A 21,199-nucleotide genomic window follows, 5' to 3' on the forward strand; every position below is an offset into this window, starting at 1 on the left:
CGGCGCACCCACCGACCGCCCCATGGCGCCCGCCTCTGCACCGCGGCGCCATGCCGACACGCCCTCCCACCCTCCGGAGCCCCACCATGCCCCTGACGACCGCGCCCGACACCCGCCCCACGAGCACCGGCGCCGCGATCCTCGACCTGCTGCTGCCGCACCACCGCACGACCGACCGGGCCACCGCCTCCGCGGAGGCGTTCCCCCATCAACTGCGCCGGATCGCCGGCTTCGTACGCGACGGCGCCCCCATCGTGTTCACCCTGCCCGGCTTCCCCTGCAAATCCCCCAACCCGGCCAAGGTCCTCGGCCACCTCCCCGACCAAGGAGAACGCCTCTCGCTCACCTTCCTGCACGCCTTGTGCACCGAGATCCAGCGGATCTACCCGCCCGGCGCCCACCTGGTCATCTGCTCCGACGGCCATGTCTTCGGCGACCTCGTCCATGTGCCCGACGAGCACATCGACGCCTACGCCGACGAACTCCGCCTCCTCATCGCCCGAGAGGGGCTGACCGGACTGTCCGTCCTCGACCTGCGCGACGTACTCGGCGGCCCCGGCCCGGACCATGACGCGAGACGTGCCCGTGTGCACCGTCGCTTCGCCCCCACCGTGGACGCGCTGCGCGCCGAGATCCGCGGCGACGGCCACGCGCTCGCCCTGTACCGGGGCATCACCCGCTTCCTCGTCCAGGACACCGCCGATTGGGCCGGCAGCCGCTCCGCCCTGCAACGCCGGTGCCGGCAGCGCGCGTACGGCGTCATCCAGCGCAGCAGGGCCTGGGGCGGCCTGATCGCCGAGCATCATCCCGACGCCGTCCGCCTGTCCATCCACCCCCAGCCCATCGGCGCCCCCAAGTTCGGCATCCGTCTCCTTGACGCCCCCGACGTCTGGACCACGCCCTGGCACTCGGCCGCCCTGCGCCGCGCCGACGGCACCTGGACCCTGATGCCTCGCCGTACGGCGGAGCGGCTGGGGCGTCTGATCGAGCGAGACGGCAGACCGAGCCATTTCGAACAGGTGTAGGTCATGGGGTGCCGGCGGAAGCGGTCGGTTGCCGTGTCCCTGCCTCCGGCAGCCGCCGGACGGACGGGCGGTCACGGCCGGGGACGCAGGGGCGGCTGCTGCTGGGGCGGTTGTCCGCCCAGGTCGGTGAGCAGGCGGGCGCAGATCTCGCGCAGTTTGCTGTTGGTGTGCTGGGACAGGGTGCGCAGGACGGTGAACGCCTGGTCGGCGCTGCAGCGGCGCTGCTGCATGATCGCGCCGATGGCCTGGTCGATGACCGCGCGGGACCGCAGGGCGGCCTGCAGATCGCGCGTGAAGTCCTCCGCATCGGCCAGGCGCTGGGCGAGGGCGATACCCCCGCCCGCCTGTGCGGCGAACCGGGCCAGCACCCTCTCGTCCCGGTGGCTGAAGGCCCGCGGCCCGGCGCCGTAGAAGTTCAGGGCGCCCGCGGTGTGCGCGCGGACCGGGATCGGCAACGAGAGGGACGAGCGGACGCCGAGGGAGATCGCCAAGGAGGGGTAGGAGCCCCAGCGGCCCTCGGCGAGCAGATCCGCAGCCTGGACGATCTCCCCGGTGCGCATGGCTTGCAGGCACGGACCGTCGCCCTGCCCGTACTGCCACTCGTCCAGCTTGTCGGCCATCCCGCCGGTGCTGACCACGGTCAGGGGCCGGTGGCGGCGTTGCAGGGTGACGCCGCAGCCGTCCGCGCCGGGGACGGCCCGGACCGCGTCGTCGACCAGGTGCTGCAGAAAGTCCCGCAGGGAGGCGGTCTCCAGCAGCCAGTCCACCACCGGTACCACCCGGTGGCCGTCGGCCTCCTGAGGGCGCATCGTGTCTCCCCTTCCCCATCTCGGCCCCGGCCTCGGCGGAGCGCTCCGTCCCCGTCACCTCGTGCTCCCCTCTTCGTATGCCCCGCCCACGACCGCACCTCGCTCGAGGCCCACGATGTGTGGCGCGGGTCCCACGGCACGGGCCCGGCACGCGGCCGCGGAGCCGGGGCCGGTACCGGCTCCGCGGCCGCGGGGGGTCAGCGGTCCCTGGACAGGGTGAGCAGTACCGGTCCGGTGCCGAACCGATGACGCACGTTGCCGGCGGTGCACGGCAGCAGGACCGCGGTGGGCAGGCCGGTCGGCAGCCGGCAGCCCAGCAGCAGGGGCACGGCCAGGCGGTCGGTGCCCCATGCCGTCTGTGCGGTGCGGCGCAGCGCCGACGGCAGCCGGGCGCTCATCGCTGCGCACGTCGTCCCGCCCAGCGGTTTCCCGCCGTGCAGGCCCACATACCCGGACCCGGCCGGCGGAGGGTGCGGTGCCGGGGCGGCGGCGTGCGCCGGGGCCGGCCGCGTCGGTACGGTGCCGGATCGCACCCGGCTCGTGTTCGCTGCCTTCGTACGACTCATACGGCGTTCCCCTCCAGCAGCCGGGCCAGGGTCGTGCGGCCACGGGCGACCACCTGCGGGTCTTGGTGCAGCAGGCCCAGGGCGATGGCGCTCGCCGCGTCGAGGGCGGACAGACAGCGCAGCGCGGCCTCTTCCTCGCCGGTCAGCCCGCGTCCGAAGCCGTCGAGGAAGGCGGTCCGCAGCTCGGGCCACCGTGCCCAGGGCCCGCAGGCGAGCCGGACGACGTCGAAGACCGCGGCGTGCGGGCGGGCCCGCTCCAGACCGACCACCGCGAGCGCGCCGGCCGCGGTGTCGTACAGCCAGTTGCGCTCCCGGAAGTCGCCGTGCACGAATCCGGCGGGCAGCGGGCCGAGCAGCGCCAGTACGGCGGCATGCCGGCGGACGACGTCCCGCTCCGCCGGACCGATGAGGTCCCCGGCGCGCGCCAGGTGCGCCTCCGCGTCGAGGACGGCGCGCTCGACCTCGACCGCCGCCTCGGCGCGGTCCCGGGCCGTGAGGTCCCGGGCGTCGCCGTGGAACCGGCGCAGCCATGCGCCCGCGCGGCGGTGCAGGGCACGCCGCCGGCCGGGGGTGAGCGCGAGGGCCCCCACGGGACGGCCGGGGACCGCGCTCAGCAGCAGGGCCCGGTGCTGTGCGTCGGTCTCCAGCAGCCGCGGCACGCTGTCCCGCTCCAGCGCGGGGGCCGCCTCGCGGTAGGCGCGGGTCTCGCGGGCGTAGAAGGCCGGTGTCGGTGCCACTTTCAGGAAGGTGCGGCCGGTGTCGGAGCTCAGCTCCCAGACCCGGGAGGCGGCATCGGGGCGGGAGACGTCCCGCACGGACCGGACGGGGCCGACGACGCCCTCGGCCCAGGCGGCCAGGGCGGGCGGGAGCGGGGCCTGGACGGTGTGGACGGTCATGCGCCCCACCTCGGTGCCGGGCGTGATGAGGACGGGCGGACGGTGGCACCGGTGCGGTCGTGGACAACGACCGGGCGTACGGGGACACGGGACCGTCCGCGGACGTCGACTCCGTGCCGTGCGGCGGAGGTCCGCAGGGGCCGGTTCTCGAACACGGGGTGAACGGCGGCAGGGGCGGGAACGGGGTTCATGATTCCTCCAGGGAGTTGTGTCGATGCGGACAAGCGACCGAACAACCGCCGTGATCATGAACTCGTAACGGGTACCCGGGGGCGAATTCTCGGACGAAAGTTCGAGATCTTCGCCCCTCCTCAAGCCGCCCTAGGGGAACGGTGTGCGCGACACCGTTCGATTCCCTCGTGTGGTGAAGGATGACCCCGCCGGGGGATTGCTCACCGGCTGACGGACGGTGCGTCAGACGAGCCGGGCTCCGCGAAGCCCCTCTCGGCGAGCAGGGCGTCGATCTTCGCCCGGTGTGCCTCCTCCCAGGCGTCGAGGGTCTCCGCCGCCTCCTTCGCCAGTTTCTTCCGGGCGGCGGCGAGTACCTCCTCGCGGCGGACGGCCGGGACCACCACCACGCCCTCCTCGTCGGCCACCACGATGTCCCCGGGGCTCACCCGCACACCGCCGCACCGCACCTCGGCATTGAGGGGCTCCACGACGTCCTTGGCGCCCGGAATGGGGATGACGCCCCGGGCGAAGACGGGAAAGCCCATCTCGCGCACCTCCGCGAGATCACGGATGACCCCGTCGGCCACGAAGGCCGCGACGCCCCGGCGCTGCGCGACGGCGCAGACGTTGCCGCCGGCCAGGGCGTAGTCCACGTCCCCGGACTCGACGACGATGACGGAGCCGGGCTGGGCGCGGTGGACGGCCGCGTGCAGCATGAGGTTGTCGCCGCGAGGGCAGCGGACCGTGAACGCCGGGCCGGTCACGCGCGGGGCCCCGGACCACAGCGGGCGGATGCCGATGTCCATCACCTGTCCACGGCCGAGCAGATCGGCGAGGGTGGTCGTCGGGATGTCCCGGAACCCGTGGCCCGACTCGGTGATGTCGCTCATGCGTTTCCTCCGTTGGATCGGATCATCGAAGCCACGCCTGCCCTACGTCGTGGGCCCCGGCGGTGTCCTCGCGCCCCTCGTGGGCCCGGGCCCGGCGATGCGCCAGCAACTCCCTTCGAGGGACGGGAGGTTGGGCTGGAGACGCGGGGGAGTGGGCCGGGAGCCGCCGGGGGGTCACATGAAGGCGTGCGTGAGCAGGTGCAGCAGATCCCCGGTCGCATCCGCGGCTCCCAGCGCCGGCAGCGCTCCGAGCGCCAGCGTCGTAGCGGCGAGCGGCCACAGATGCGGGGGCGGAGCGACCTGCAGGGCCGCGATACGGCGGGTGATCGCGCGGTCGGTGAAGTGCAGTGCGCACGACGGTGCGCGGCGTCCCGCGCTCAGCGCGGCGCGCGCGAGGGCCCGGGCCGTGGTGGGGCGGTCGCCGACCGCGTCGGCCGCCTGCTCGTCCGCCCAGCGCTCGACCAGGAAGGTGACCGTGGTGCGGACGGGCGCGAGGAGCGGGTCGGCCGCGGTGGCGAGCGCCACGGCGGCGACGAGCAGTGCGTGCCGGTGTCGCAGATGGGCGCGCTCGTGTGCCAGCAGCACGCGACGCTCCGCGGGTTCGAGGGCGCCGAGCATCGCCGAGGTGACCAGGATCCGGCCCGGTGCGCCGCCGCTGCCGGGAACGGCGAACGCCTGCGGCACGGATGAGGCGGCGACGACCAGTTCCGTGTCCGGCGGATACCCCGCGCACAGGGCGCGCAGTGCGCGGCGGGTGACGCGCTCGGCGCGACAGGCGCGGTACACACGCACGGCGACCAGCACCAGAGCCAGTGCGGCGGCCACGGCGACCGACTCCGGGACCGGGTCGGGCAACCGGTGGCCGCCGTCCCGGGCCTCCGCGACCACCGGCGGGGCCCGGTCGATCAGGGTGGCCGCGAGCAGGACCAGCGACCACGTGGTGGCGGCCGCCGTGAACAGGGCGGAGGCGGTCAGCACCCGGGCCGCGAGCGCGGGCGCCACCCGCCGGCCGACCACCGGACCGAGCGCGGCCAGCAGCAGCGAGAGCAGGATCGGGAGGTAGACGTCGATCTTCATGGGGTGCCCCCGCCGGGCTGGCGGTGCCGGTGCGCACCCCCGCTCAGGAGATCACGCAGGGCCTGCTCCTCCTCGGGGCTCAGCCCCGTCACGAACTGCTGGAGCGTGGCGATCGGGTCCGGGCCGCGGTCGAGGGCCTCGTGCATGGCCTCGGCGGTGAGCTCGGCCGCGTTCTTCGCCGGCCGGTACGCGCCGCGCCGTCCGTCCACGTCGCGCAGCACAAGCCCCTTGTCGTACAGGCGTTTGAGAATGGTGTGCACGGTGTTGTAGGCGAGGCCACCGCGGATCTCGGCCTGGATCTCGACCGGCGTCAGCGCCAGCTCGGTGGCCCACAGCGTGGCGAGCACCTCGCTCTCCAGCTCACCGGCGCTGCGCCGTTCCGCCCTGCCCTGGGGGCCCCTGCCAGCCATGCCCGCAACCTTACAGCGCGTAGGGGAGCGGCAGTAGCGACCGCCTGGGCTGCCGGCGGGGAGCCCGGATCACCCGTTCGGCGGAGTGTGGGACACGGGTGATCGGTGTGGCGAGCCGTCTCGCCCTGCAACGCCCCTCCAGTCGGGTTAACTTGTCCGTGTTTTACCGACTTCATTCCCGACTTCCGCCGTCGGCCCTACGACTTGCAGGGCGCGACGCCCCTACAGTCTGTAGGGGAGTGAGGGGTGAGCCGTGGTCAACAGCTCGAACATCACGCTAGCGGGAGTCCGCCGGCTCGCGGGGCCGTCGGTCGCCGGCTCGTCGTGGCGCGGCCGCGGCCACGGCCTGATCGCCGCGGTGGCCGGCGCCTTCACACTGGCCCAGCTTCTCGTCGTACGGCCGGGGATGGGGCTCGGCTGGGACGAGACGGTGTACGTCAGCCAGGTCAGCGTCCACGCACCCGCCTCGTTCTTCAGCGCCCCGCGCGCACGGGGCTTATCCCTCCTGGCAGCGCCCGTCACCTCGTGGTCCTCGTCCACCGCGCTGCTCCGGGTCTATCTCGCGGTGCTGTCCGGTGCCGCCCTGTTCCTCGCCCTGCGCGCCTGGCGCGGTCTCTTCCCGGTCCGGGTGCTCGCGCTCGGCGGGTTCCTGTTCGCGAGCCTGTGGGTCACCCTCTTCTACGGCCCCCAGGTCATGCCCAACTACTGGGTCGCGGTCGGCGCCCTGGCGGGCACCGGCTGTTTCCTGCGCGCCCACCCCGACGGCACCGACCGGGCGGCCCTGTGGGGACTGGCCGCGAGTGCCGCGCTCATGGCGTGGATGCGGCCCATGGACGCTCTGTGGACCACCACGCCCCTGCTGGTCCTGTCGGTGGCCGTACGCCGGTGGCGGCGCCTCGCGCTGCTGTCCGCGCTGGTGGGCGGGCTGGCCGTCGGGACCGCCGAGTGGATCGCCGAGGCGTACGCCGACTACGGGGGGCTGGTGCGACGCCTGTCCGAAGGCTCCCGCATCCAGGGTGGCCTGGGCTGGGACATCGCCGTCGCCGACCAGTTGCGCGGCCTCGCCGGGCGCTCCCTGTGCCGCCCCTGCACCGGCGCGCTGCCCAACCCGGCGGTGACGGCCTGGTGGTTCACGCTGCCCCTGCTCGCCGTGCTCGCGGCGGTCGTCGCACTCGGGGCCCGGCGTCCCGCCCGCACCCTGGTGCCGCTGGCCTGCGCGGCGACCGCGGCCTTCCCCTACCTCTTCCTGATCGGATACGCCGCGCCCCGCTTCCTGCTCCCGGCCTACGCCCTGCTCGCGATCCCGGTCGCCGACGCCCTCCGGCACCTGGTCACCGCGCCCGACGGCCGGTGGCGGCCCCTCACCGCGTCGCTCGTGGCGCTCGGGCTGGCGAGCCATCTGGCGGTGCAGTACACGGTGCTGCACCGCACCGTGGCCCGTACCACCGCCGACCGGCAGGGATGGTCGCGTACCGCAGCCGAACTGCACCGGTTGGGCGTGCGGCCGCCCTGTCTGCTGACCGGGAACGGGGCCGTCCCGATCGCCTTCTACACCGGCTGCTCCTCGGCGTCGACCAGCGGCAGCAACGCCAACAGCACCGACGCCGACATCGCGCGCACCGCACAGCGCATGCCCGTCGCCTACCTGGGCACCCCCGCAGGCCGTCCGCCGTCGTACACCCGGAACTGGCCCGCACACTCCTTCCACGGCATCCGCGTCTACATCGCCCCCAGGACCAGCCCCTCGACGGCCGTGGGCGGACGCGGATGACTCCGCCGACGGCCACGGAGGAAGCCCCCGACGTCCCGGTGACGGCCCACGCCCGGGCCAGGGTCCTGCCCGCCCGCGCTCCCTGGCACGCCGCCGTCACCCTGGTGGTGCTGGTGTGCACCGCACTGCTCGCCCGGCGCCACTGGCCCGTGATCGAGGCCGGCGCCGCCCGGCTCGCAGGCGCCGAACCGGGGTGGCTGCTGCTCGGGGCGACGGCCGCGGTGTCGACCTGGGTCTGCTCGGCCGTCGCCCAGCAGGGCGCCGTTTCGGAGACGTTGCCCGGTGGGCGGCTGGTCGCGACACAGGTCGCCGCGTCCGCAGCCAACCACCTGCTGCCCGCGGGCGTCGGCGCGGGCGCCGTCAACCTGCGCTTTCTGACCCGCTGCGGACTGTCCGTGCCCCGTTCGGCGACCGCACTCGCGGTCAAGGCCACCGCCGGGGCCGCGGCCCGCGGCCTGCTGATCGCCGTCCTCGCCGTCGCCGGACCCGGGCTGCTGCGTCTGCCGCGCGTCTCCGCGGCCTTCATGGCGGCGGCGCTCCTCGCGCCCGCCGCACTCCCGCTGCTGCTGCTCTCCGGAGCGCTGCGGCGCGCCCTGCGGGCCGTGTCGGCGGACGTACGGGCCGTGCACCGGCTGCCCGGCCGGGCAGCCGCCCTGTGGGGCGGCTCATTGGCCTTCGCCTCGCTGCACGCGCTGGTGGTCATCGCGGTCACCCGCTCCCTCGGCCTGCCTCTGCCCCCGGAGCGGGTGGCGCTCGCCTACCTGGCGGCGAGCAGCGCGGCCGTCCTGCTGCCCACCCCCGGCGGCATCGGGTCCCTCGACGCCGCGCTTGCGCTCGCCCTCTCCCTCGCCGGAGTGCCGGGCAGCGCGGCGGCGTCAGTGGTCCTCGGTTACCGGCTGCTGACCGTGTGGCTGCCCCTTGTCCCAGGGCTTGTGGTGCTGGGCGTGCTGGTGCGGCGCAAGGCACTGTGATCCCGGCGGCCGTCCGTGCCCGGCCTTCGTGACGTCGAGCGGCGCCTCATCCGCGGGCACCCTCCTTCGCGGCACGGCGGGAGCGCAGCAGTTCCAGGGCGAGCGGGGCCAGCGAGACCACGACGATCACCGCGATGATCGGCAGCAGGTAGGCGTCGACGTTCGGCACCGAGGAGCCGAGTGCGTACCCGGCGAGGGTGAGGCCGAGGCTCCACACCAGGCCGCCGACCACCTGCCACAGGAAGAAGGTCCGCGCGGGCACGTGCAGCGCCCCGGCCATCGGGTTCAGCACCGTGCGCACCACGGGGACGAAGCGGGCCAGGACGATCGCCTTCGCGTGTCCGTACCGGTCGAGGAGTTCCTCGGCGCGCTGAGCGCCTTCCTTCAGCCGGGCCGAGCGGCTGCGGGCGAGCAGCGCGCCGCCCGCCTTGCGCCCGATGAGATAGCCGCACTGGGATCCGGCGAGCGCGCCCACGGCCGCCGCGACCAGCAACGCCGGAAGCGACAGCTTCACTCCGTGCTGGCCCGAGCCGGTGCACAGCAGGCCGGCCGTGAACAGCAGGGAGTCGCCGGGCAGGAAGAAACCGATGAGCAGGCCCGTCTCGGCGAACATGACGACGCCCACGCCGAGCACGCCGAAGGCCGCGAGCAGGGACTGGGCGTCGAGCACATTCACCGCGAGCTGCGCTCCCAGTGACAGGGGTGTGGCCATCGTCGCGAGCCCTTCCATGGGGCCGGGCGCGACACCGCGTCGCCCGGCGGCTGACTGCAATCCCGCAGACCGTCTACCGAACTGTAGACGATAGCCGGAAGGCGAACGTTCCCCTGATCACCCTGACGGGTGAACGCGGCCGTGTCCGCGCGAGTGCCGGCATCCGGCTGCCGGGATCAGGCCGTCGCGAGATCAAGGTGTCCCGAGATCAAGGCGTCGCGAGATCAAGGTGTCCCGAGACCAAGCCGTCGCGAAACCGAGCCGTCGCGAGATCAGGGCGTCGCGAGAGAGATCTCGGTCGACTTGATCAAGGCGACGACCGGGGAGCCGGGCGCCAGGCCGAGATCCTCCGCGGCGATCCTCGTGATCACGGACGTCAGCGTGCCGCCGACGACGGTGATCCTGACCGATGCCATGGCCTCTCCGGTGGTGACTCGGTCGACGGTGCCCGGCAGCTGGTTCCGGATGGAGACGTTCTCCACCGCCGCGGTGGCGAGCGCGACCTCCGTGGACTTGACGAGGGCCTGCACGGAGGCGCCCGGGGCGAGGTTCAGCTCGTCGACGGCCTCCGTGGTGACCGCCGCGGTGACGTCCTGGCCGCCGGTCAGTCTGACCCTGACGGCCGCCATCACCTCACCGGGGGTGACGGTCGTCACGGTGCCGGGAAGCCGGTTGCGGATGCTCAGGTTCATGCGCGCCTCGCGGAACGTGGGGGACAGGTCAGCCTCTGTTCCTAACTCTGTTCCTATGCTGAGCCCACGGCGGCCGGATTCGCGGGCCGCACCCGCACGGCGTGTCAGGCCGGATACGCGTGTGTCTGCCCCGCCTTGACCGTCGCCCAGACCGTGGCTCCCGGCTGGAGACCGAGTTCGGCCGCGGCGACGGTGGTCAGATCCGCGGCCAGGGGCAGCTCACCGGTCAGGTCGGCGCGGATCCGGTCACCGTGCGTCTCGAGCCCCACCACCTCGCAACGCCACAGATTGCGCGCACTGGAGCCGGCGGGCCTCTCCCGGTACAGGGTCACGGCGCCCGGCGGGAACGCCACGAAGACCGGACCGTACAGAGCCTCGTCCGTCGTGACCGCGGGGCCGGCGTCGAGCCGTACGGAGTGTCCCTCGGCCACGCCCCGGTACAGGTTGAGCCCCACGAGGCGGGCGATGTAGTCCGTACGCGGATGGCGGGCGATGTCCGACGGCGTACCCTCCTGGACCACCCGGCCGTGCTCGACGACCACCAGCCGGTCGGCGAGGACCATGGCGTCGAGCGGATCGTGGGTGACGAGAACCGCCACCGCCTCGAACTCGGCGAGGTGACGTCGAAGCCCGGCCCGCACCTCGAGCCGAGTACGGGCGTCGAGCGCGGCGAGCGGCTCGTCCAGCAGCAGCAGGCGGGGGCCGGTGGCCAGCGCCCGGGCGAGAGCGACCCGCTGGGCCTGGCCGCCGGACAGCCGGCGCGGTTTGACGCCGGCGTGGTCGGCGAGACCCATGCGTTCCAGCCACCCGGCGGCGACCGCCCGTGCCTGAGCCTTGGACGCTCCCCGGCAGCGCGGGCCGAACGCCACGTTGTCCAGGGCGGTCAGATGAGGGAACAGCAGATAGTCCTGGAAGACGACGCCCACGGGACGCGACTCGGGCGGCGTACGGTCCAGCACGGCGCCGTCGAGCCGAAGATGACCACCGGAGAGCGGCACGAGCCCCGCCAGGGCCCGCAGGGCGGTGGTCTTGCCGGCGCCGTTGGGCCCGAGCAGGGCGACGACGTCTCCGGGCGCCGCGGCCAGGGCGACATCGAGCCGGAAGGAGCCGCGCTCGACGACGATGCGCGCGTTCAGGCCCTGGCCGGACGCATCGGCGGCGGCGGGCTGGGCGGCGGTCTGGCCGGTGTGGGTCATGATGCGGTCATCCAGCGGTCCCTCAGCCCCGCCAGGACCGCGATCGACACGGCGAGCAGCACCAGGCTCAGGGCGATCGCCGCCTCCGGGTCGTTCTGCAGTGCCAGGTAGACGGCCAGTGGCATCGTCTGGGTGCGGCCGGGGAAGTTGCCCGCGAAGGTGATCGTGGCCCCGAACTCACCGAGCGCCCGGGCCCACGCGAGCACGGCTCCGGCCGCGACGCCCGGCGCGACCAGCGGCAACGTGACCCGGCGGAAAGCGGTGAAACGGGAGGCGCCCAGCGTCGCGGCGGCCTCCTCGTACCGTCGGTCGGCGGCCCGCAGCGTGCCCTCCACACTGATGACCAGGAACGGCATCGCCACGAACGCCTCCGCCACCACCACCCCGGCCGTGGTGAACGGCAGCGTGATCCCGAACCATGCGTCCAGCCCCCGCCCCACGACCCCGTTGCGCCCGAGCGCCAGCAGCAGGGCCACACCGCCCACCACCGGGGGCAGCACCAGCGGCAGGGTCACCAGGGCCCGTACCAGCCCCCGCCCCGGGAAGTCCGTACGGGCCAGCAGCCATGCCAGCGGGACGCCCAGCACCAGGCTCACCCCGGTGGCGGCGGTCGCGCTCACCAAGGAAAGCTGCAGAGCCTGCCACACCTCCGTGCTGGTCAGCTGGACGGGCAGGGCGCGCCACGGGGCCCGCACCAGCAGGGCCACCAGCGGTAGCAGCAGGAACGCCAGACCGGCCAGCGCGGGCAGCAGCAGCGGCAGCGGCACCCCCGGCCCGCGAACACGTCCGCGCCGCGGCCCGCCCGTGAGGGGGGCGGCCGCGGCGTCGGAGGTGCCGGAGCGGGTCATGGCTGGAGGAATCCGGCCTTGGTCAGGACGTCGCGGCCCTCGGCGGAGCGCACCAGCGCGATGAACGCCTCGGCCGCCTCGGTGTTGGGCGCGTTCTTGAGCAGGGCGATCGGATAGGCGTTGACGGCCTTGGCCGACTCGGGGAACTCCACGCCCTGCACCTTGTCGCCCGCCGCCTTCACATCGGTCCGGTAGACGACCGCCGCGTCGGCCTCCTTCAGCTCCACCTTCGTCAGGGCGCTCTTCACATCCTGCTCGTACGACACCGGGGTGAGCTTCAGCCGGCTCGCGCCCAGCGCCTTCTGCGCGGCGGCACCGCAGGGGACGGTCTTGTCGCACAGCACGACCTTGAGGCCGGACTTGGTGAGGTCCTTCAGGGAGGAGACCTTGTGCGGATTGCCGGGCAGGGTCGCGATCTCCAGCTGGTTGCGTACGAAGGTCACCGGGGTGCCGGCCGCGTCCTTCTTGTCCGTGACGATGGCCATGGTCTTGGGGCTGGCCGCGGCGAAGACGTCGGCGGGGGCGCCGCCGGTGATGCTCGCGGCGAGGGTGTCACTGCCGCCGAAGTTGAAGCTGACCTTCGTGCCGGGGTGCTCCTTCTCGAACTCCTGGCCAAGGGCCGTGAAGCTCTCCTTCAGGGAGGCGGCGGCGAACACGGTGATCGTGCCGGACAGCTTCGGCGTCGAGGACGCCGAGGACGCCGAGGAATCCGACTTCTCGGCCGAGTCGGAGCCGGATCCGGACGAGGAGGAGCAGGCACTCAGGACCAGCAGCGCGGCGGCCCCCGCACCGGCCGTCTGAAGCATGCGGCGGGTCCGGCGCGCGGATCGGGTCATCACGGGTCCACTCCCCTTGTGCGTCTGCGCGTCTGCGCGTCTGTGCGTCTGTGCGTCTGTGCGTCGAGGGAGAGATCGCCCGGGCCCCTCCGACATGGCGATCATACTGACGCAGATGCCATTCGGAAGTCTCCTGTGGCATCGCATGAGCCGGGCGAACCATAGGTGAGGCCCCGCATGTGCGTTTCTACGGCCGGTCGATGTGGACGTTCGTCGACTTCACGCGGGCGGTCGCCTCCATCCCCACCTCCAGACCGAGCTCCTCCACCGCCTCCCGGGTCAGCAGCGAGACCAGGCGGTGCGGTCCTGCCTGGATCTCCACCTGGGCGGCCACGTCACCAAGCTTCACGGCCGTGACGATCCCTGCGAAGGCGTTGCGGGCGGAGGTGTACGAGGGCACGTCGTCCTCGCCGGTGCCGCCGCGCGCCAGTTCGACCGAGAAAGCGGCCAGGTCCTTGCCGTCGATGACCCGCCGCCCGCTCTCGTCGCGGTGGGTCGCCACCCGCCCCGCGTCCGCCCACCTTCGCGCGGTATCCGGGCTCACCCCCAGCAGACGGGCGGCCTGACCGATTGTGTAGGACTGCATGGGCGCCACGATAGGCGTCTCGGGCGCCCCGGCCGCACCACGTCCCAAAGGCCCCGGCGCGCCCGGATCTGCGGAAACCGCGTGACCCCCTCCGCCCGCATGGCAGGATCCCAACCCATGGATGTGTCCTGGACGGTGCGGAGTGTGCGCGCGGCGGTGTTCGCCGTCGTGTGCGTGCTGCTCGCCGCCGGGGGACACACGCTGGCCACCGGCGGGGCGCCCGCGGTCTGGGTGGACGCGGCCGGATTGCTGCCCGTGTTCGCGGGCAGCGCGCTGCTCGCCGGGCGTGAGCGTTCACTCCTCGGCATCGGCCTGGCGATGCTCCTTGTGCAGGGAGGACTTCACCTCGCCTTCGACGCGGCCGGGCCGCCGGACACGATGTCCATGCCGGGTATGCCTCACGGCATGGACATGGCCGCGCAGTCGCAGCCCTTGACCTCGCACGCCGTCACCGCGCACCTGGTCGCCGCTCTCGTCGCCTCGTGGTGCCTCAGGCGCGGCGAGGCCGCCCTGTGGTCGCTGCTGCGCAAGGCCGTGGCCTTCGCACCGCGCCTCGTCGCCTGGTGGCGCACGGCGCCCCTGCCCGGGTACGCCGGACTCCCGCGACCGGACGTGCACCGGCGCCGCCCCCTCCGGCAGGCGCTCCTCCGCCACGCCCTGTCCCGGCGCGGACCGCCCCCGGCAGCCCCGTACACGATCTGACCCCGACACCGAGCACACGTACGGAGCACCACCAGCCATGTCCCCCATGCGTACCACCCTGCGCCGCGCCTCCACCGTCGCCGCCCTCACGGCCGCCGGTGTCCTCGCCGCCGCGGGCGCGGCCTTCGCCCATGTCACCGTCCACCCCGAGAGCTACGCCAAGGGCGCCACGGACGGCGTGCTGACCTTCCGCGTACCCAACGAGGAGGACACCGCCGCGACCACCAAGGTGCAGGTCTTCCTGCCCACCGACCACCCGGTGCTGGGCGTGCTGGTCACTCCCGAGGCCGGCTGGACGGCGCAGGTGACCACCACCAAACTCAAGAAGCCGGTCAAGACGGACGACGGCACCATCACCGACGCGGTCTCCGAGATCACCTGGACGGGCGGGCGTATCCGGCACGGCCAGTACCAGGACTTCCATGTCGCCTTCGGCCAACTGCCCGACGACACCGACCAGATGACCTTCAAGACGTTGCAGACCTACTCCGACGGCAACGTCGCCCGCTGGATCGAGGAGACCCCCAAGGGCGGGGACGAGCCGGAGAATCCCGCGCCGGTCCTCCGGCTGACGGCCAAGGGAACGGCCGAGGGCACGGCGGAGGGCGGCGCCTCGACGGCGGCCGCCTCCGGCAGCGGCACCGCCGCGAAGTCGGGCGAGTCCGCCACGAAGAGCGCCTCCGCCGACGACTCCACCGCCCGCGGGCTCGGCATCGCCGGTCTGGTCGTCGGCGTCCTCGGCCTGGCCGCCGCGGGCTTCGCGATCGCCCGCGGCCGCACCTCCGCCTCCGCGTAGCCGGATTCCCGTCCCGCCGACGGTGGCCGACCTCGGCGGGACGGGAATGCGGCCGTCAGCCGTGGTGGCCCGGCGTCCGGGAGGGCGCCTGTGCGCGCTCCAGGTGAATGTCCTGGCTCGACAGGGTCATCGGTGACGAGGAGAAGGCGCGCAGGCGGATGCGGATGCCCTTCTTCGGGATCACGAAGCGGCCGTCCGGCGCCTGGATCCGGTAGGTCGCCGTCGCATGACCGGCGACCGACGAGGGCCCGTCGAGCGTCTTCCAGTAGCGGCTCATACCCTGCCCGGTGGTCACCGCGAAGTGGGGTTGCAGGGGCGCGTCACCGGTGTTGGTGACCCGGACCCTGAGGGTCTCGACCGTCAGGGAAGTCCTGGAGACGGCAGCGGCGCTCATACGCAGCGGCGGTGTGCCGGTCGCCGCCACGGCCACGGCCACCAGGGACGGGACCACCAGGGCGCCGGCCAGCACCATGCGGGCCACCCGCCGTCCGTGCAGCAGCCGGGGCTGCCAGGCGGTGGTGAAGGCCGAGGGCGGCACGGTGACGGCGGCCGCCAGCCACAGCGGCGTCATCAGCAGGTAGTACCCGTCCTGCGAGCGGGTCGCGAGGAAGAAGGCGCACCACGGCAGCACGGTCGCGGCCGGGCCCAGCCGGCGCACGAACAGCACGAACAGCGCCAGCAGTCCCGCCGCCAGCAGCATGCTGGCATGCGAGTACCAGGTCAGCCGGTCGCTGCCGTCGGTGTAGTAAAGGGAGATGCCCACCAGGCCCTGGCCGTGGATCACCGCGCCCTGCGTGAGCGGCAGCGCTATGCCCGATATCCAGGTGCGTGGCTCGCTCACGATGAAGTAAGCGTTGATCAGCAGCCAGGTTCCGGCGGCCGTACCCAGGATGCGTCCCACGGCTGCGGCGGCCCCGCGCGGGCCCAGTTCCCCGCGGCGCAGCGCGTAGACCCCGGCGAGCAGGAACGGCGCCAGGAACCAGGGCAGTTGCTGGGTGGCGCAGGCCGCGCCCAGACACGCGGCCCGTGCCCAGTCGGCCGGGCCGCCCGCGCCCATCCGCGTCCAGCGCACCACGACGGGGATCAGCAGGGCGAGCGCGACGACCGCCGGGTAGCCGAGCCGGGCGTACGTCGGGATCATCCCGAAGCCGAGGCACACCATGGTGGCCGCGGAGCGCCACGGCGTCGGCAGCATCTTCCACAGGACGACCGTGCCGAGGACGACCGCGGTCGTGACGGCCAGGGTCTCCGGCACCGCACCGTGGCCGATCCACAGCAGGGGCGCGGTCAGCAGGGCGGTCAGCGGCGGGTAGCCGTACGTGTAGTCGTAGCCGCCCGTCACCGTCGGGGTGTAGGCGATTCCATGGCCGAACAGCCAGGGCCACGGCTGCCCGTACACCGGGTGGCCGTGTATCAGTTCACGGGCGGCCTGTGTGGTGAGGATCGACTCGTCGCTGAAGGTGTGCTTCACGGACAGGGCGCAGTAGGCGAGCGTGACCGCCGTCACCAGGACGACGAGGTCGAGCCGCGCCAGCGACCGGCTGCGCCGCACCACCAGCGTCAGGACACCGGTGGCCAGGATCGACGCGTAGCACAGGGAGATGATCGCGGCGATCACCAGCTTGTGGCTGGCGGCGGAGGACCACACCGAGCGGGTGCCGATGAACAGGCTGATGTTCGCGAGCAGCGTCAGGATGCGATGCCACTGCGCGGGGGTCTGTTCCTGCTCGTCCGGCGCCACCAGGGGGCTCGGACGCGTCCATCGGCCGCTTGTCGAGGGCCTCACTTCTGCCAACTGCACGCCACGGAAGGTAGGCCGACAGGATGAACGTCGACCCCCTGGAGGTGAAGAGTCCGGTGTGATGGCAGTAAGAAGTACCTGTACGGAGGTGTACCGGCTGGGTACATACGCGCTCCTGCCCGGTCAGTAGATGTCACGCACATAGCGCTTCTCGGCAGCCAGCTGCTTCACATACGCGGCCGCCTCCGCCTCGCTCAGTCCGCCGTGCACGGCCGCGATGTCCCGCAGCGCCCGGTCGACGTCCTTGGCCATACGCGAGGCGTCCCCGCAGACATAGAGGCGGGCGCCGTCCCGCAGCCAGTGCCACAGCTCCAGGCCGTGCTCGCGCATCCGGTCCTGGACGTAGATCTTGGCCCGCTGGTCCCGGGAGAAGGCGGTGTCGAGCCGGGTGAGGAGACCTTCCCGCCGGAGCGCCCCCAGCTCCTCCTCGTAGTAGAAGTCGGTGGCGCGGTGCTGCTCCCCGAAGAACAGCCAGTTCGGGGCTTTGTGTCCCAGTTCGCGGCGTTCCTCGAGGAAACCGAGGAACGGCGCGACTCCGGTCCCGGGGCCCACCATCACCATCGGCGTCGAGCCGTCGGCCGGGGGCCGGAAGTGCGGGGAGCGCTGCACGAAGACCGGCACCGCGGTGCCCGGCTCGGTTTCCGTGAGGAAGCCGCCGCAGACCCCCGCCCGCCGCCGCCCGCCCAGGCCCTCGTAGCGCACCACGGACACCGTCAGCGACACCCGGTGCGGATCGACGAGCGGGCTCGAGGAGATCGAGTACAGCCGCGGCCGCAGCCGCTTGAGCACCCCGGTCCACTCCTCGGCCGACGCCTTCACCGCGTGCTCGGCCACCACGTCGACCGCCTGCCGCCCCCAGGACCAGCGTGCCAGCCCGTCCTTGTTGTCGGGCCGCAGCAGTTGCCGCAGCTCCCGGCCGTCACGCGTGCGTTCGGCGACGAAGCGCAGAAGGTCCGGGGTGATCCGGGTGATGTCGAGATGCCGGAGCAGGAGGTCGGCGAAGGGCATCTCGCCACCCTCCGCGGTCTCGACCGCCGTGGAGCCGTCGATCCCCGTCGCTCCCAGCCACTCCTCCACCAGGGCCGGGGAGTTGACCGGGTGCACCCCGAGCGCGTCCCCGGCTTCGTACGAGAGGTCCGTCCCGCTGGTGTCGAAGGTGAACCGCCGCACCTCCTTGCCCGCGCCGGGCCGGCTCAGCGGCTGGTTGCCGATGAGGCGGACGGCGGCCGGGGCGGGTTTCCCGGCCCGGGGCGCCGCCGGGGCCGATTCACTCGTGCCGGTCGCCGTCGGGGCCGGAGTTCCCGCACCGGGCGCCTTCGGGGCCGGGGTTCCCGCGCCTGGCGTCTTCGGGTCCAGTGCCGGTGTCGGGCCGGCGAGGGCACCGAGGACCTCCTCGAGCCAGGCCCCCGCCGACGGCTCGTAATCGGGTTCGCAGTCCGTGCGCGGCGTGAGGCGCACCCCGCCCAGCTCGTGCAGACGCGCGTCCAGCCGGCGCCCGTGCCCGCAGAAGTCGTCGTACGACGAGTCCCCGAAGGCGAGCACGGCGTACCGGACGCCGTCGAGCCTCGGAGCCTCCTGACCGGAGAGGTCGTCCCAGAAGCCGGAGCCGTTGTCGGGGGCCTCCCCGTCGCCGAATGTGCTGGTTATCAGCAACAGATCGGCGCCGCGCGGAAGGTGACGCACATCGGTCTCGTCCATGCCGGCCAGGGTGGCCCGGTGCCCGGTCGCGGTCAGCCGCTGCACGGTGGCGGCCGCGAACTCCTCCGCGTTCCCCGTCTGCGAGGCCCACAGCACGACGACCTCGCGGCCGCCCGGCTCCCGGGGCGTGCCATCCGTCCCGGACCTGGAGTACAGGCCCGCGAGGACCCCGTTGACCCACAGGGCGTGCTCGGGGCTGAAGGGCGCGTCCGGCGGCAGCACGGGCACGCCCGGCATGCCGGCGGGGAGCCCCGCGAGGAACCCGGTCAGGTACTGGCGTTCGAGGCTGGTCAGGACCGGCGGCGGTGAGGGAACGAAACCGAAGGCGGCGCCGGCCGGCGCGGCGAGGGCCGGGGGGGTGTCCGCCGTGGTGGTGAGCGGGGCCGTGCCCGGTGCCGGGGCGAGGGCGGGAGCCTGGGCGCCGTGCTCGACGGCCGGCGGTTCCGCCACCTTCGTCAGCGCCACCGCGCACACCTTGAACTCCGGCTGGAACGACACCGGATCCACCGCGTCGCTGGTCACCGCGTTGACACTCAGATACTCGCCGAACAGGTCGTTCCAGTGGAACGGCGCGAAACAGCACCCCGGCCGCACCCGGTCGGTCACCACCGCAGGCAGGACGGCCCGCCCACGCCGCGAGGCCACCTCGAGCCGGTCGCCGTCCACGATCCCGAGCCGTTCGGCGTCCTCGGGATGCACCTCCACGAAAGGCCCCGGATTGAGCTTGTTGAGCTTGGCGACCTTCCCGGTCTTCGTCAGCGTGTGCCACTGGTGCTGCACCCGTCCGGTGCTGAGCAGGAACGGAAAGTCGTCGTCCGGGAGCTCGGCGGGCAGCAGGTGCGGTCGCGCGTGGAACACGGCCCGTCCGCTCGGCGTCGGGAAGGACAGCCCGCCCTCCACGTACCGGATGGGATTGCGCGCCGGGCCGTCCTCCCGCGCGGCCGGCCACTGCACGGGCCCGGACCGCAGTCGCCCGTAGGTCACCCCACGCAGATCCCAGCCGGTCTTCGGGTTCCACGCCCGCCTGATCTCCTCGAAGACCTCCTCCGCGCTGTCGTACGAGAACCCGTCCGCGTACCCCATCTCCCGCGCGACGGCCGCGATCAGCCGCCAGTCGGCCGTCGCCTCGCCCGGCGGGTCCACTGCGGGCCGGGCGAGGGTCAGCCCCCGCTCGCTGTTGACGAGGACGCCCTCCGTCTCGGTCCACAGCGCGCCGGGCAGGACGACGTCGGCGTACGCGTTGGTCTCGGTCTCCGCGAACGCGTCCTGCACCACGACGAACTCCGCGGCCTCCAGCCCCTCGATGACGGTCTTCCGGTTGGCCACCGACGCCACGGGGTTGGTGCACATGATCCAGCAGGCCTTGATCTCTCCCTCGGCCATCTTCTGGAACATCTCGACGGTTCCGCGCCCGACCCCGTCCTCGCGGAGCGTGCCGGACGGCACCCCCCACAACTCCTCGACGAACGCCCGCTCCTCGGCCACGAGGACGGACCGCTGACCCGGCAGCCCGGGCCCCATGTAGCCCATTTCCCGGCCGCCCATGGCGTTGGGCTGCCCGGTGAGCGAGAACGGGCCGCTGCCCGGGCGGCAGATCGCCCCGGTCGCCAGATGCAGATTGACCAGCGCGTTGGTGTTCCAGGTCCCATGGGTGGACTGGTTGAGCCCCATGGTCCAGCAGCTCGTCCACTCCTTCGCCTCGCCGATGAGCCGCGCCGCCTCCCGGATGTCGTCCTCGGCGAGACCCGTGATCTCCGCGACGGTCGCGGGCGCGTAGTCGGCGAGGAAGCCGGGCATCGCCTCCCAGCCCTCGGTGTGCCGGGCGATGAAGTCGGCGTCCGTGTGACCGTTCTCATACAGCAGGTGCAGCAGCCCGTTGAGCAGGGCGAGATCGGTTCCGGGCCGGATCTGCAGGAATAGGTCCGCCTTCGCCGCGGTCGCGGTGCGCCGGGGGTCGACCACGATCAGCTTGGCGCCCGCCTTGACCCGGTCCATCAGCCGCAGGAAGAGGATCGGATGGCAGTCGGCCATGTTCGAGCCGATGACCAGGAAGACATCGGCCTTGTCCAGGTCGTCGTACGAGCCCGGCGGCCCGTCGGCGCCCAGCGACAGCTTGTAGCCCGCGCCCGCGCTGGCCATGCACAGCCTCGAGTTGGACTCGATCCGGTTCGTCCTCACGAACCCCTTGGCGAGCTTGTTCGCCAGGTACTGCGCCTCCAGGCTGAGCTGCCCTGAAACATAGAAAGCGACCGCGTCCGGACCGTGCTCGTCGACGATCTCCCGCAGTCGGCGCGCGGTCGTGCGGACGGCCGCGTCGACGGACGCGGGCGACGGCTCCTCACCGCGGTCGGCACGGACGAGCGCCGTGGTCAGCCGCCCGGGAGCGGCCAGCAGATCCGCGGTGGTCGCCCCCTTGGTGCACAGCCGCCCGCGATTGGCGGGGTGCTCCTTGTCGCCTGACGCCTTGACGACGCGGCGACGGCCGTCGGCGCCGGTCGCGACGTCGAGCACGATTCCGCAGCCGACGCCGCAGTACGAGCAGACGGTCCGTATCTGCTGCGTTCCGGGACTTGTCGTCATGACGACGACCGTAAGAACCGGCCGTTACGCCGGTGTCACACGCCTCGATCTTGAGGGGTTACGGGAGCTGCACAGGAGGCCCTCGGCCGGTGTGAGGTGGGTGCGAGGGCGGTACAAGGGGACGGTGAGGCCGAGGAGGCGAAGCAACCGAGGGCCGCGGTGGCAT

General features: G+C 73.1%; 19 protein-coding genes. 5 read left to right on the top strand and 14 right to left on the bottom strand.

The window, feature by feature from the left end:
- The first annotated feature begins 86 nt into the window (after positions 1 to 86).
- The gene (locus LZ604_RS08365) at positions 87 to 1,025 is read left to right on the top strand and encodes an L-tyrosine/L-tryptophan isonitrile synthase family protein (RefSeq protein ID WP_234513814.1); all 939 of its coding nucleotides are present in this window, start codon (positions 87 to 89) and stop codon (positions 1,023 to 1,025) included.
- 71 nt (positions 1,026 to 1,096) lie between these two features.
- Here LZ604_RS08365 and LZ604_RS08370 read toward each other — a convergent pair whose 3' ends face one another.
- The 6 genes from LZ604_RS08370 to LZ604_RS08395 all read right to left on the bottom strand — a co-directional run bounded on the left by LZ604_RS08370 (position 1,097) and on the right by LZ604_RS08395 (position 5,844).
- Positions 1,097 to 1,834: a GAF and ANTAR domain-containing protein gene (locus tag LZ604_RS08370; protein ID WP_234513816.1), complete on the bottom strand. Its 738-nt coding sequence runs from the start codon at positions 1,832 to 1,834 to the stop codon at positions 1,097 to 1,099.
- A gap of 197 nt (positions 1,835 to 2,031) precedes the next feature.
- Positions 2,032 to 2,400, bottom strand: a complete 369-nt coding sequence (locus tag LZ604_RS08375; protein WP_234513818.1) for a hypothetical protein — start codon at positions 2,398 to 2,400, stop codon at positions 2,032 to 2,034.
- Positions 2,397 to 3,296, bottom strand: coding sequence for an aminoglycoside phosphotransferase family protein (locus LZ604_RS08380; protein WP_234513819.1), 900 nt, complete (start codon positions 3,294 to 3,296; stop codon positions 2,397 to 2,399). The genes LZ604_RS08375 and LZ604_RS08380 overlap by 4 nt, the downstream gene beginning before the upstream one ends.
- Before the next feature lie 392 nt (positions 3,297 to 3,688).
- Positions 3,689 to 4,357: an RraA family protein gene (locus tag LZ604_RS08385; RefSeq protein ID WP_234513820.1), complete on the bottom strand. Its 669-nt coding sequence runs from the start codon at positions 4,355 to 4,357 to the stop codon at positions 3,689 to 3,691.
- Between the two features lie 174 nt (positions 4,358 to 4,531).
- The gene (locus LZ604_RS08390; RefSeq protein ID WP_234513821.1) at positions 4,532 to 5,434 is read right to left on the bottom strand and encodes a M48 family metalloprotease; all 903 of its coding nucleotides are present in this window, start codon (positions 5,432 to 5,434) and stop codon (positions 4,532 to 4,534) included.
- Positions 5,431 to 5,844 (bottom strand): BlaI/MecI/CopY family transcriptional regulator, encoded by a 414-nt coding sequence (locus LZ604_RS08395; protein ID WP_234513822.1) that lies wholly within the window; start codon positions 5,842 to 5,844, stop codon positions 5,431 to 5,433. Before LZ604_RS08395 ends, LZ604_RS08390 begins: the two co-directional genes overlap by 4 nt.
- 253 nt (positions 5,845 to 6,097) lie before the next feature.
- Here LZ604_RS08395 and LZ604_RS08400 point away from each other — a divergent pair, with 253 nt between their 5' ends.
- Entirely contained in the window at positions 6,098 to 7,615 is a 1,518-nt protein-coding gene (locus tag LZ604_RS08400) for a hypothetical protein (protein WP_234513823.1), read from the top strand.
- The gene (locus LZ604_RS08405) at positions 7,612 to 8,586 is read left to right on the top strand and encodes a lysylphosphatidylglycerol synthase transmembrane domain-containing protein (RefSeq protein WP_234513824.1); all 975 of its coding nucleotides are present in this window, start codon (positions 7,612 to 7,614) and stop codon (positions 8,584 to 8,586) included. Before LZ604_RS08400 ends, LZ604_RS08405 begins: the two co-directional genes overlap by 4 nt.
- A 46-nt stretch (positions 8,587 to 8,632) precedes the next feature.
- Here LZ604_RS08405 and LZ604_RS08410 read toward each other — a convergent pair whose 3' ends face one another.
- The 6 genes from LZ604_RS08410 to LZ604_RS08435 form a co-directional block, all read right to left on the bottom strand.
- The gene (locus LZ604_RS08410; protein ID WP_234513826.1) at positions 8,633 to 9,298 is read right to left on the bottom strand and encodes a DedA family protein; all 666 of its coding nucleotides are present in this window, start codon (positions 9,296 to 9,298) and stop codon (positions 8,633 to 8,635) included.
- Between the two features lie 272 nt (positions 9,299 to 9,570).
- On the bottom strand, positions 9,571 to 9,990 hold the full coding sequence (locus LZ604_RS08415; RefSeq protein ID WP_234513828.1) for a TOBE domain-containing protein: 420 nt from the start codon (positions 9,988 to 9,990) through the stop codon (positions 9,571 to 9,573).
- A gap of 104 nt (positions 9,991 to 10,094) precedes the next feature.
- Entirely contained in the window at positions 10,095 to 11,186 is a 1,092-nt protein-coding gene (locus LZ604_RS08420; RefSeq protein ID WP_234513830.1) for an ABC transporter ATP-binding protein, read from the bottom strand.
- Complete coding sequence (gene modB, locus LZ604_RS08425) at positions 11,183 to 12,034, bottom strand: molybdate ABC transporter permease subunit (protein WP_234513832.1); 852 nt, start codon at positions 12,032 to 12,034, stop codon at positions 11,183 to 11,185. The genes LZ604_RS08420 and modB overlap by 4 nt, the downstream gene beginning before the upstream one ends.
- Entirely contained in the window at positions 12,031 to 12,870 is an 840-nt protein-coding gene (gene modA / locus LZ604_RS08430; RefSeq protein ID WP_234513834.1) for a molybdate ABC transporter substrate-binding protein, read from the bottom strand. The genes modB and modA overlap by 4 nt, the downstream gene beginning before the upstream one ends.
- A 187-nt stretch (positions 12,871 to 13,057) precedes the next feature.
- Positions 13,058 to 13,456 carry a TOBE domain-containing protein gene (locus LZ604_RS08435; RefSeq protein ID WP_234513836.1) on the bottom strand — a complete coding sequence of 133 codons (399 nt, stop codon included), beginning with the start codon at positions 13,454 to 13,456 and terminating at the stop codon, positions 13,058 to 13,060.
- 117 nt (positions 13,457 to 13,573) lie between these two features.
- Here LZ604_RS08435 and LZ604_RS08440 point away from each other — a divergent pair, with 117 nt between their 5' ends.
- Together LZ604_RS08440 and LZ604_RS08450 are read left to right on the top strand one after the other, a co-directional pair.
- Positions 13,574 to 14,158, top strand: coding sequence for a hypothetical protein (locus tag LZ604_RS08440; RefSeq protein WP_234513839.1), 585 nt, complete (start codon positions 13,574 to 13,576; stop codon positions 14,156 to 14,158).
- 37 nt (positions 14,159 to 14,195) lie between these two features.
- Positions 14,196 to 14,954 (top strand): YcnI family protein, encoded by a 759-nt coding sequence (locus LZ604_RS08450; RefSeq protein ID WP_234513841.1) that lies wholly within the window; start codon positions 14,196 to 14,198, stop codon positions 14,952 to 14,954.
- A 55-nt stretch (positions 14,955 to 15,009) separates the two neighbouring features.
- Here LZ604_RS08450 and LZ604_RS08455 read toward each other — a convergent pair whose 3' ends face one another.
- Entirely contained in the window at positions 15,010 to 16,695 is a 1,686-nt protein-coding gene (locus LZ604_RS08455; protein ID WP_234513988.1) for a hypothetical protein, read from the bottom strand.
- 183 nt (positions 16,696 to 16,878) lie between these two features.
- The gene (locus LZ604_RS08460; protein WP_234513843.1) at positions 16,879 to 21,033 is read right to left on the bottom strand and encodes a bifunctional nitrate reductase/sulfite reductase flavoprotein subunit alpha; all 4,155 of its coding nucleotides are present in this window, start codon (positions 21,031 to 21,033) and stop codon (positions 16,879 to 16,881) included.
- Positions 21,034 to 21,199: the final 166 nt, after the last annotated feature.

It is taken from the genome of Streptomyces glomeratus (genome assembly GCF_021462825.1).
GTDB lineage: Bacteria > Actinomycetota > Actinomycetes > Streptomycetales > Streptomycetaceae > Streptomyces > Streptomyces glomeratus.

Excerpts from the sequence above, each read along its gene's own strand:
- LZ604_RS08365 (WP_234513814.1), top strand. The coding sequence starts at position 87 with ATGCCCCTGACGACCGCGCCCGACACCCGCCCCACGAGCACCGGCGCC.
- LZ604_RS08370 (WP_234513816.1), bottom strand. The coding sequence starts at position 1,834 with ATGCGCCCTCAGGAGGCCGACGGCCACCGGGTGGTACCGGTGGTGGAC.
- LZ604_RS08375 (WP_234513818.1), bottom strand. The coding sequence starts at position 2,400 with ATGAGTCGTACGAAGGCAGCGAACACGAGCCGGGTGCGATCCGGCACC.
- LZ604_RS08380 (WP_234513819.1), bottom strand. The coding sequence starts at position 3,296 with ATGACCGTCCACACCGTCCAGGCCCCGCTCCCGCCCGCCCTGGCCGCC.
- LZ604_RS08385 (WP_234513820.1), bottom strand. The coding sequence starts at position 4,357 with ATGAGCGACATCACCGAGTCGGGCCACGGGTTCCGGGACATCCCGACG.
- LZ604_RS08390 (WP_234513821.1), bottom strand. The coding sequence starts at position 5,434 with ATGAAGATCGACGTCTACCTCCCGATCCTGCTCTCGCTGCTGCTGGCC.
- LZ604_RS08395 (WP_234513822.1), bottom strand. The coding sequence starts at position 5,844 with ATGGCTGGCAGGGGCCCCCAGGGCAGGGCGGAACGGCGCAGCGCCGGT.
- LZ604_RS08405 (WP_234513824.1), top strand. The coding sequence starts at position 7,612 with ATGACTCCGCCGACGGCCACGGAGGAAGCCCCCGACGTCCCGGTGACG.
- LZ604_RS08410 (WP_234513826.1), bottom strand. The coding sequence starts at position 9,298 with ATGGCCACACCCCTGTCACTGGGAGCGCAGCTCGCGGTGAATGTGCTC.
- LZ604_RS08415 (WP_234513828.1), bottom strand. The coding sequence starts at position 9,990 with ATGAACCTGAGCATCCGCAACCGGCTTCCCGGCACCGTGACGACCGTC.
- LZ604_RS08420 (WP_234513830.1), bottom strand. The coding sequence starts at position 11,186 with ATGACCCACACCGGCCAGACCGCCGCCCAGCCCGCCGCCGCCGATGCG.
- modB (WP_234513832.1), bottom strand. The coding sequence starts at position 12,034 with ATGACCCGCTCCGGCACCTCCGACGCCGCGGCCGCCCCCCTCACGGGC.
- modA (WP_234513834.1), bottom strand. The coding sequence starts at position 12,870 with ATGACCCGATCCGCGCGCCGGACCCGCCGCATGCTTCAGACGGCCGGT.
- LZ604_RS08435 (WP_234513836.1), bottom strand. The coding sequence starts at position 13,456 with ATGCAGTCCTACACAATCGGTCAGGCCGCCCGTCTGCTGGGGGTGAGC.
- LZ604_RS08440 (WP_234513839.1), top strand. The coding sequence starts at position 13,574 with ATGGATGTGTCCTGGACGGTGCGGAGTGTGCGCGCGGCGGTGTTCGCC.
- LZ604_RS08450 (WP_234513841.1), top strand. The coding sequence starts at position 14,196 with ATGTCCCCCATGCGTACCACCCTGCGCCGCGCCTCCACCGTCGCCGCC.
- LZ604_RS08460 (WP_234513843.1), bottom strand. The coding sequence starts at position 21,033 with ATGACGACAAGTCCCGGAACGCAGCAGATACGGACCGTCTGCTCGTAC.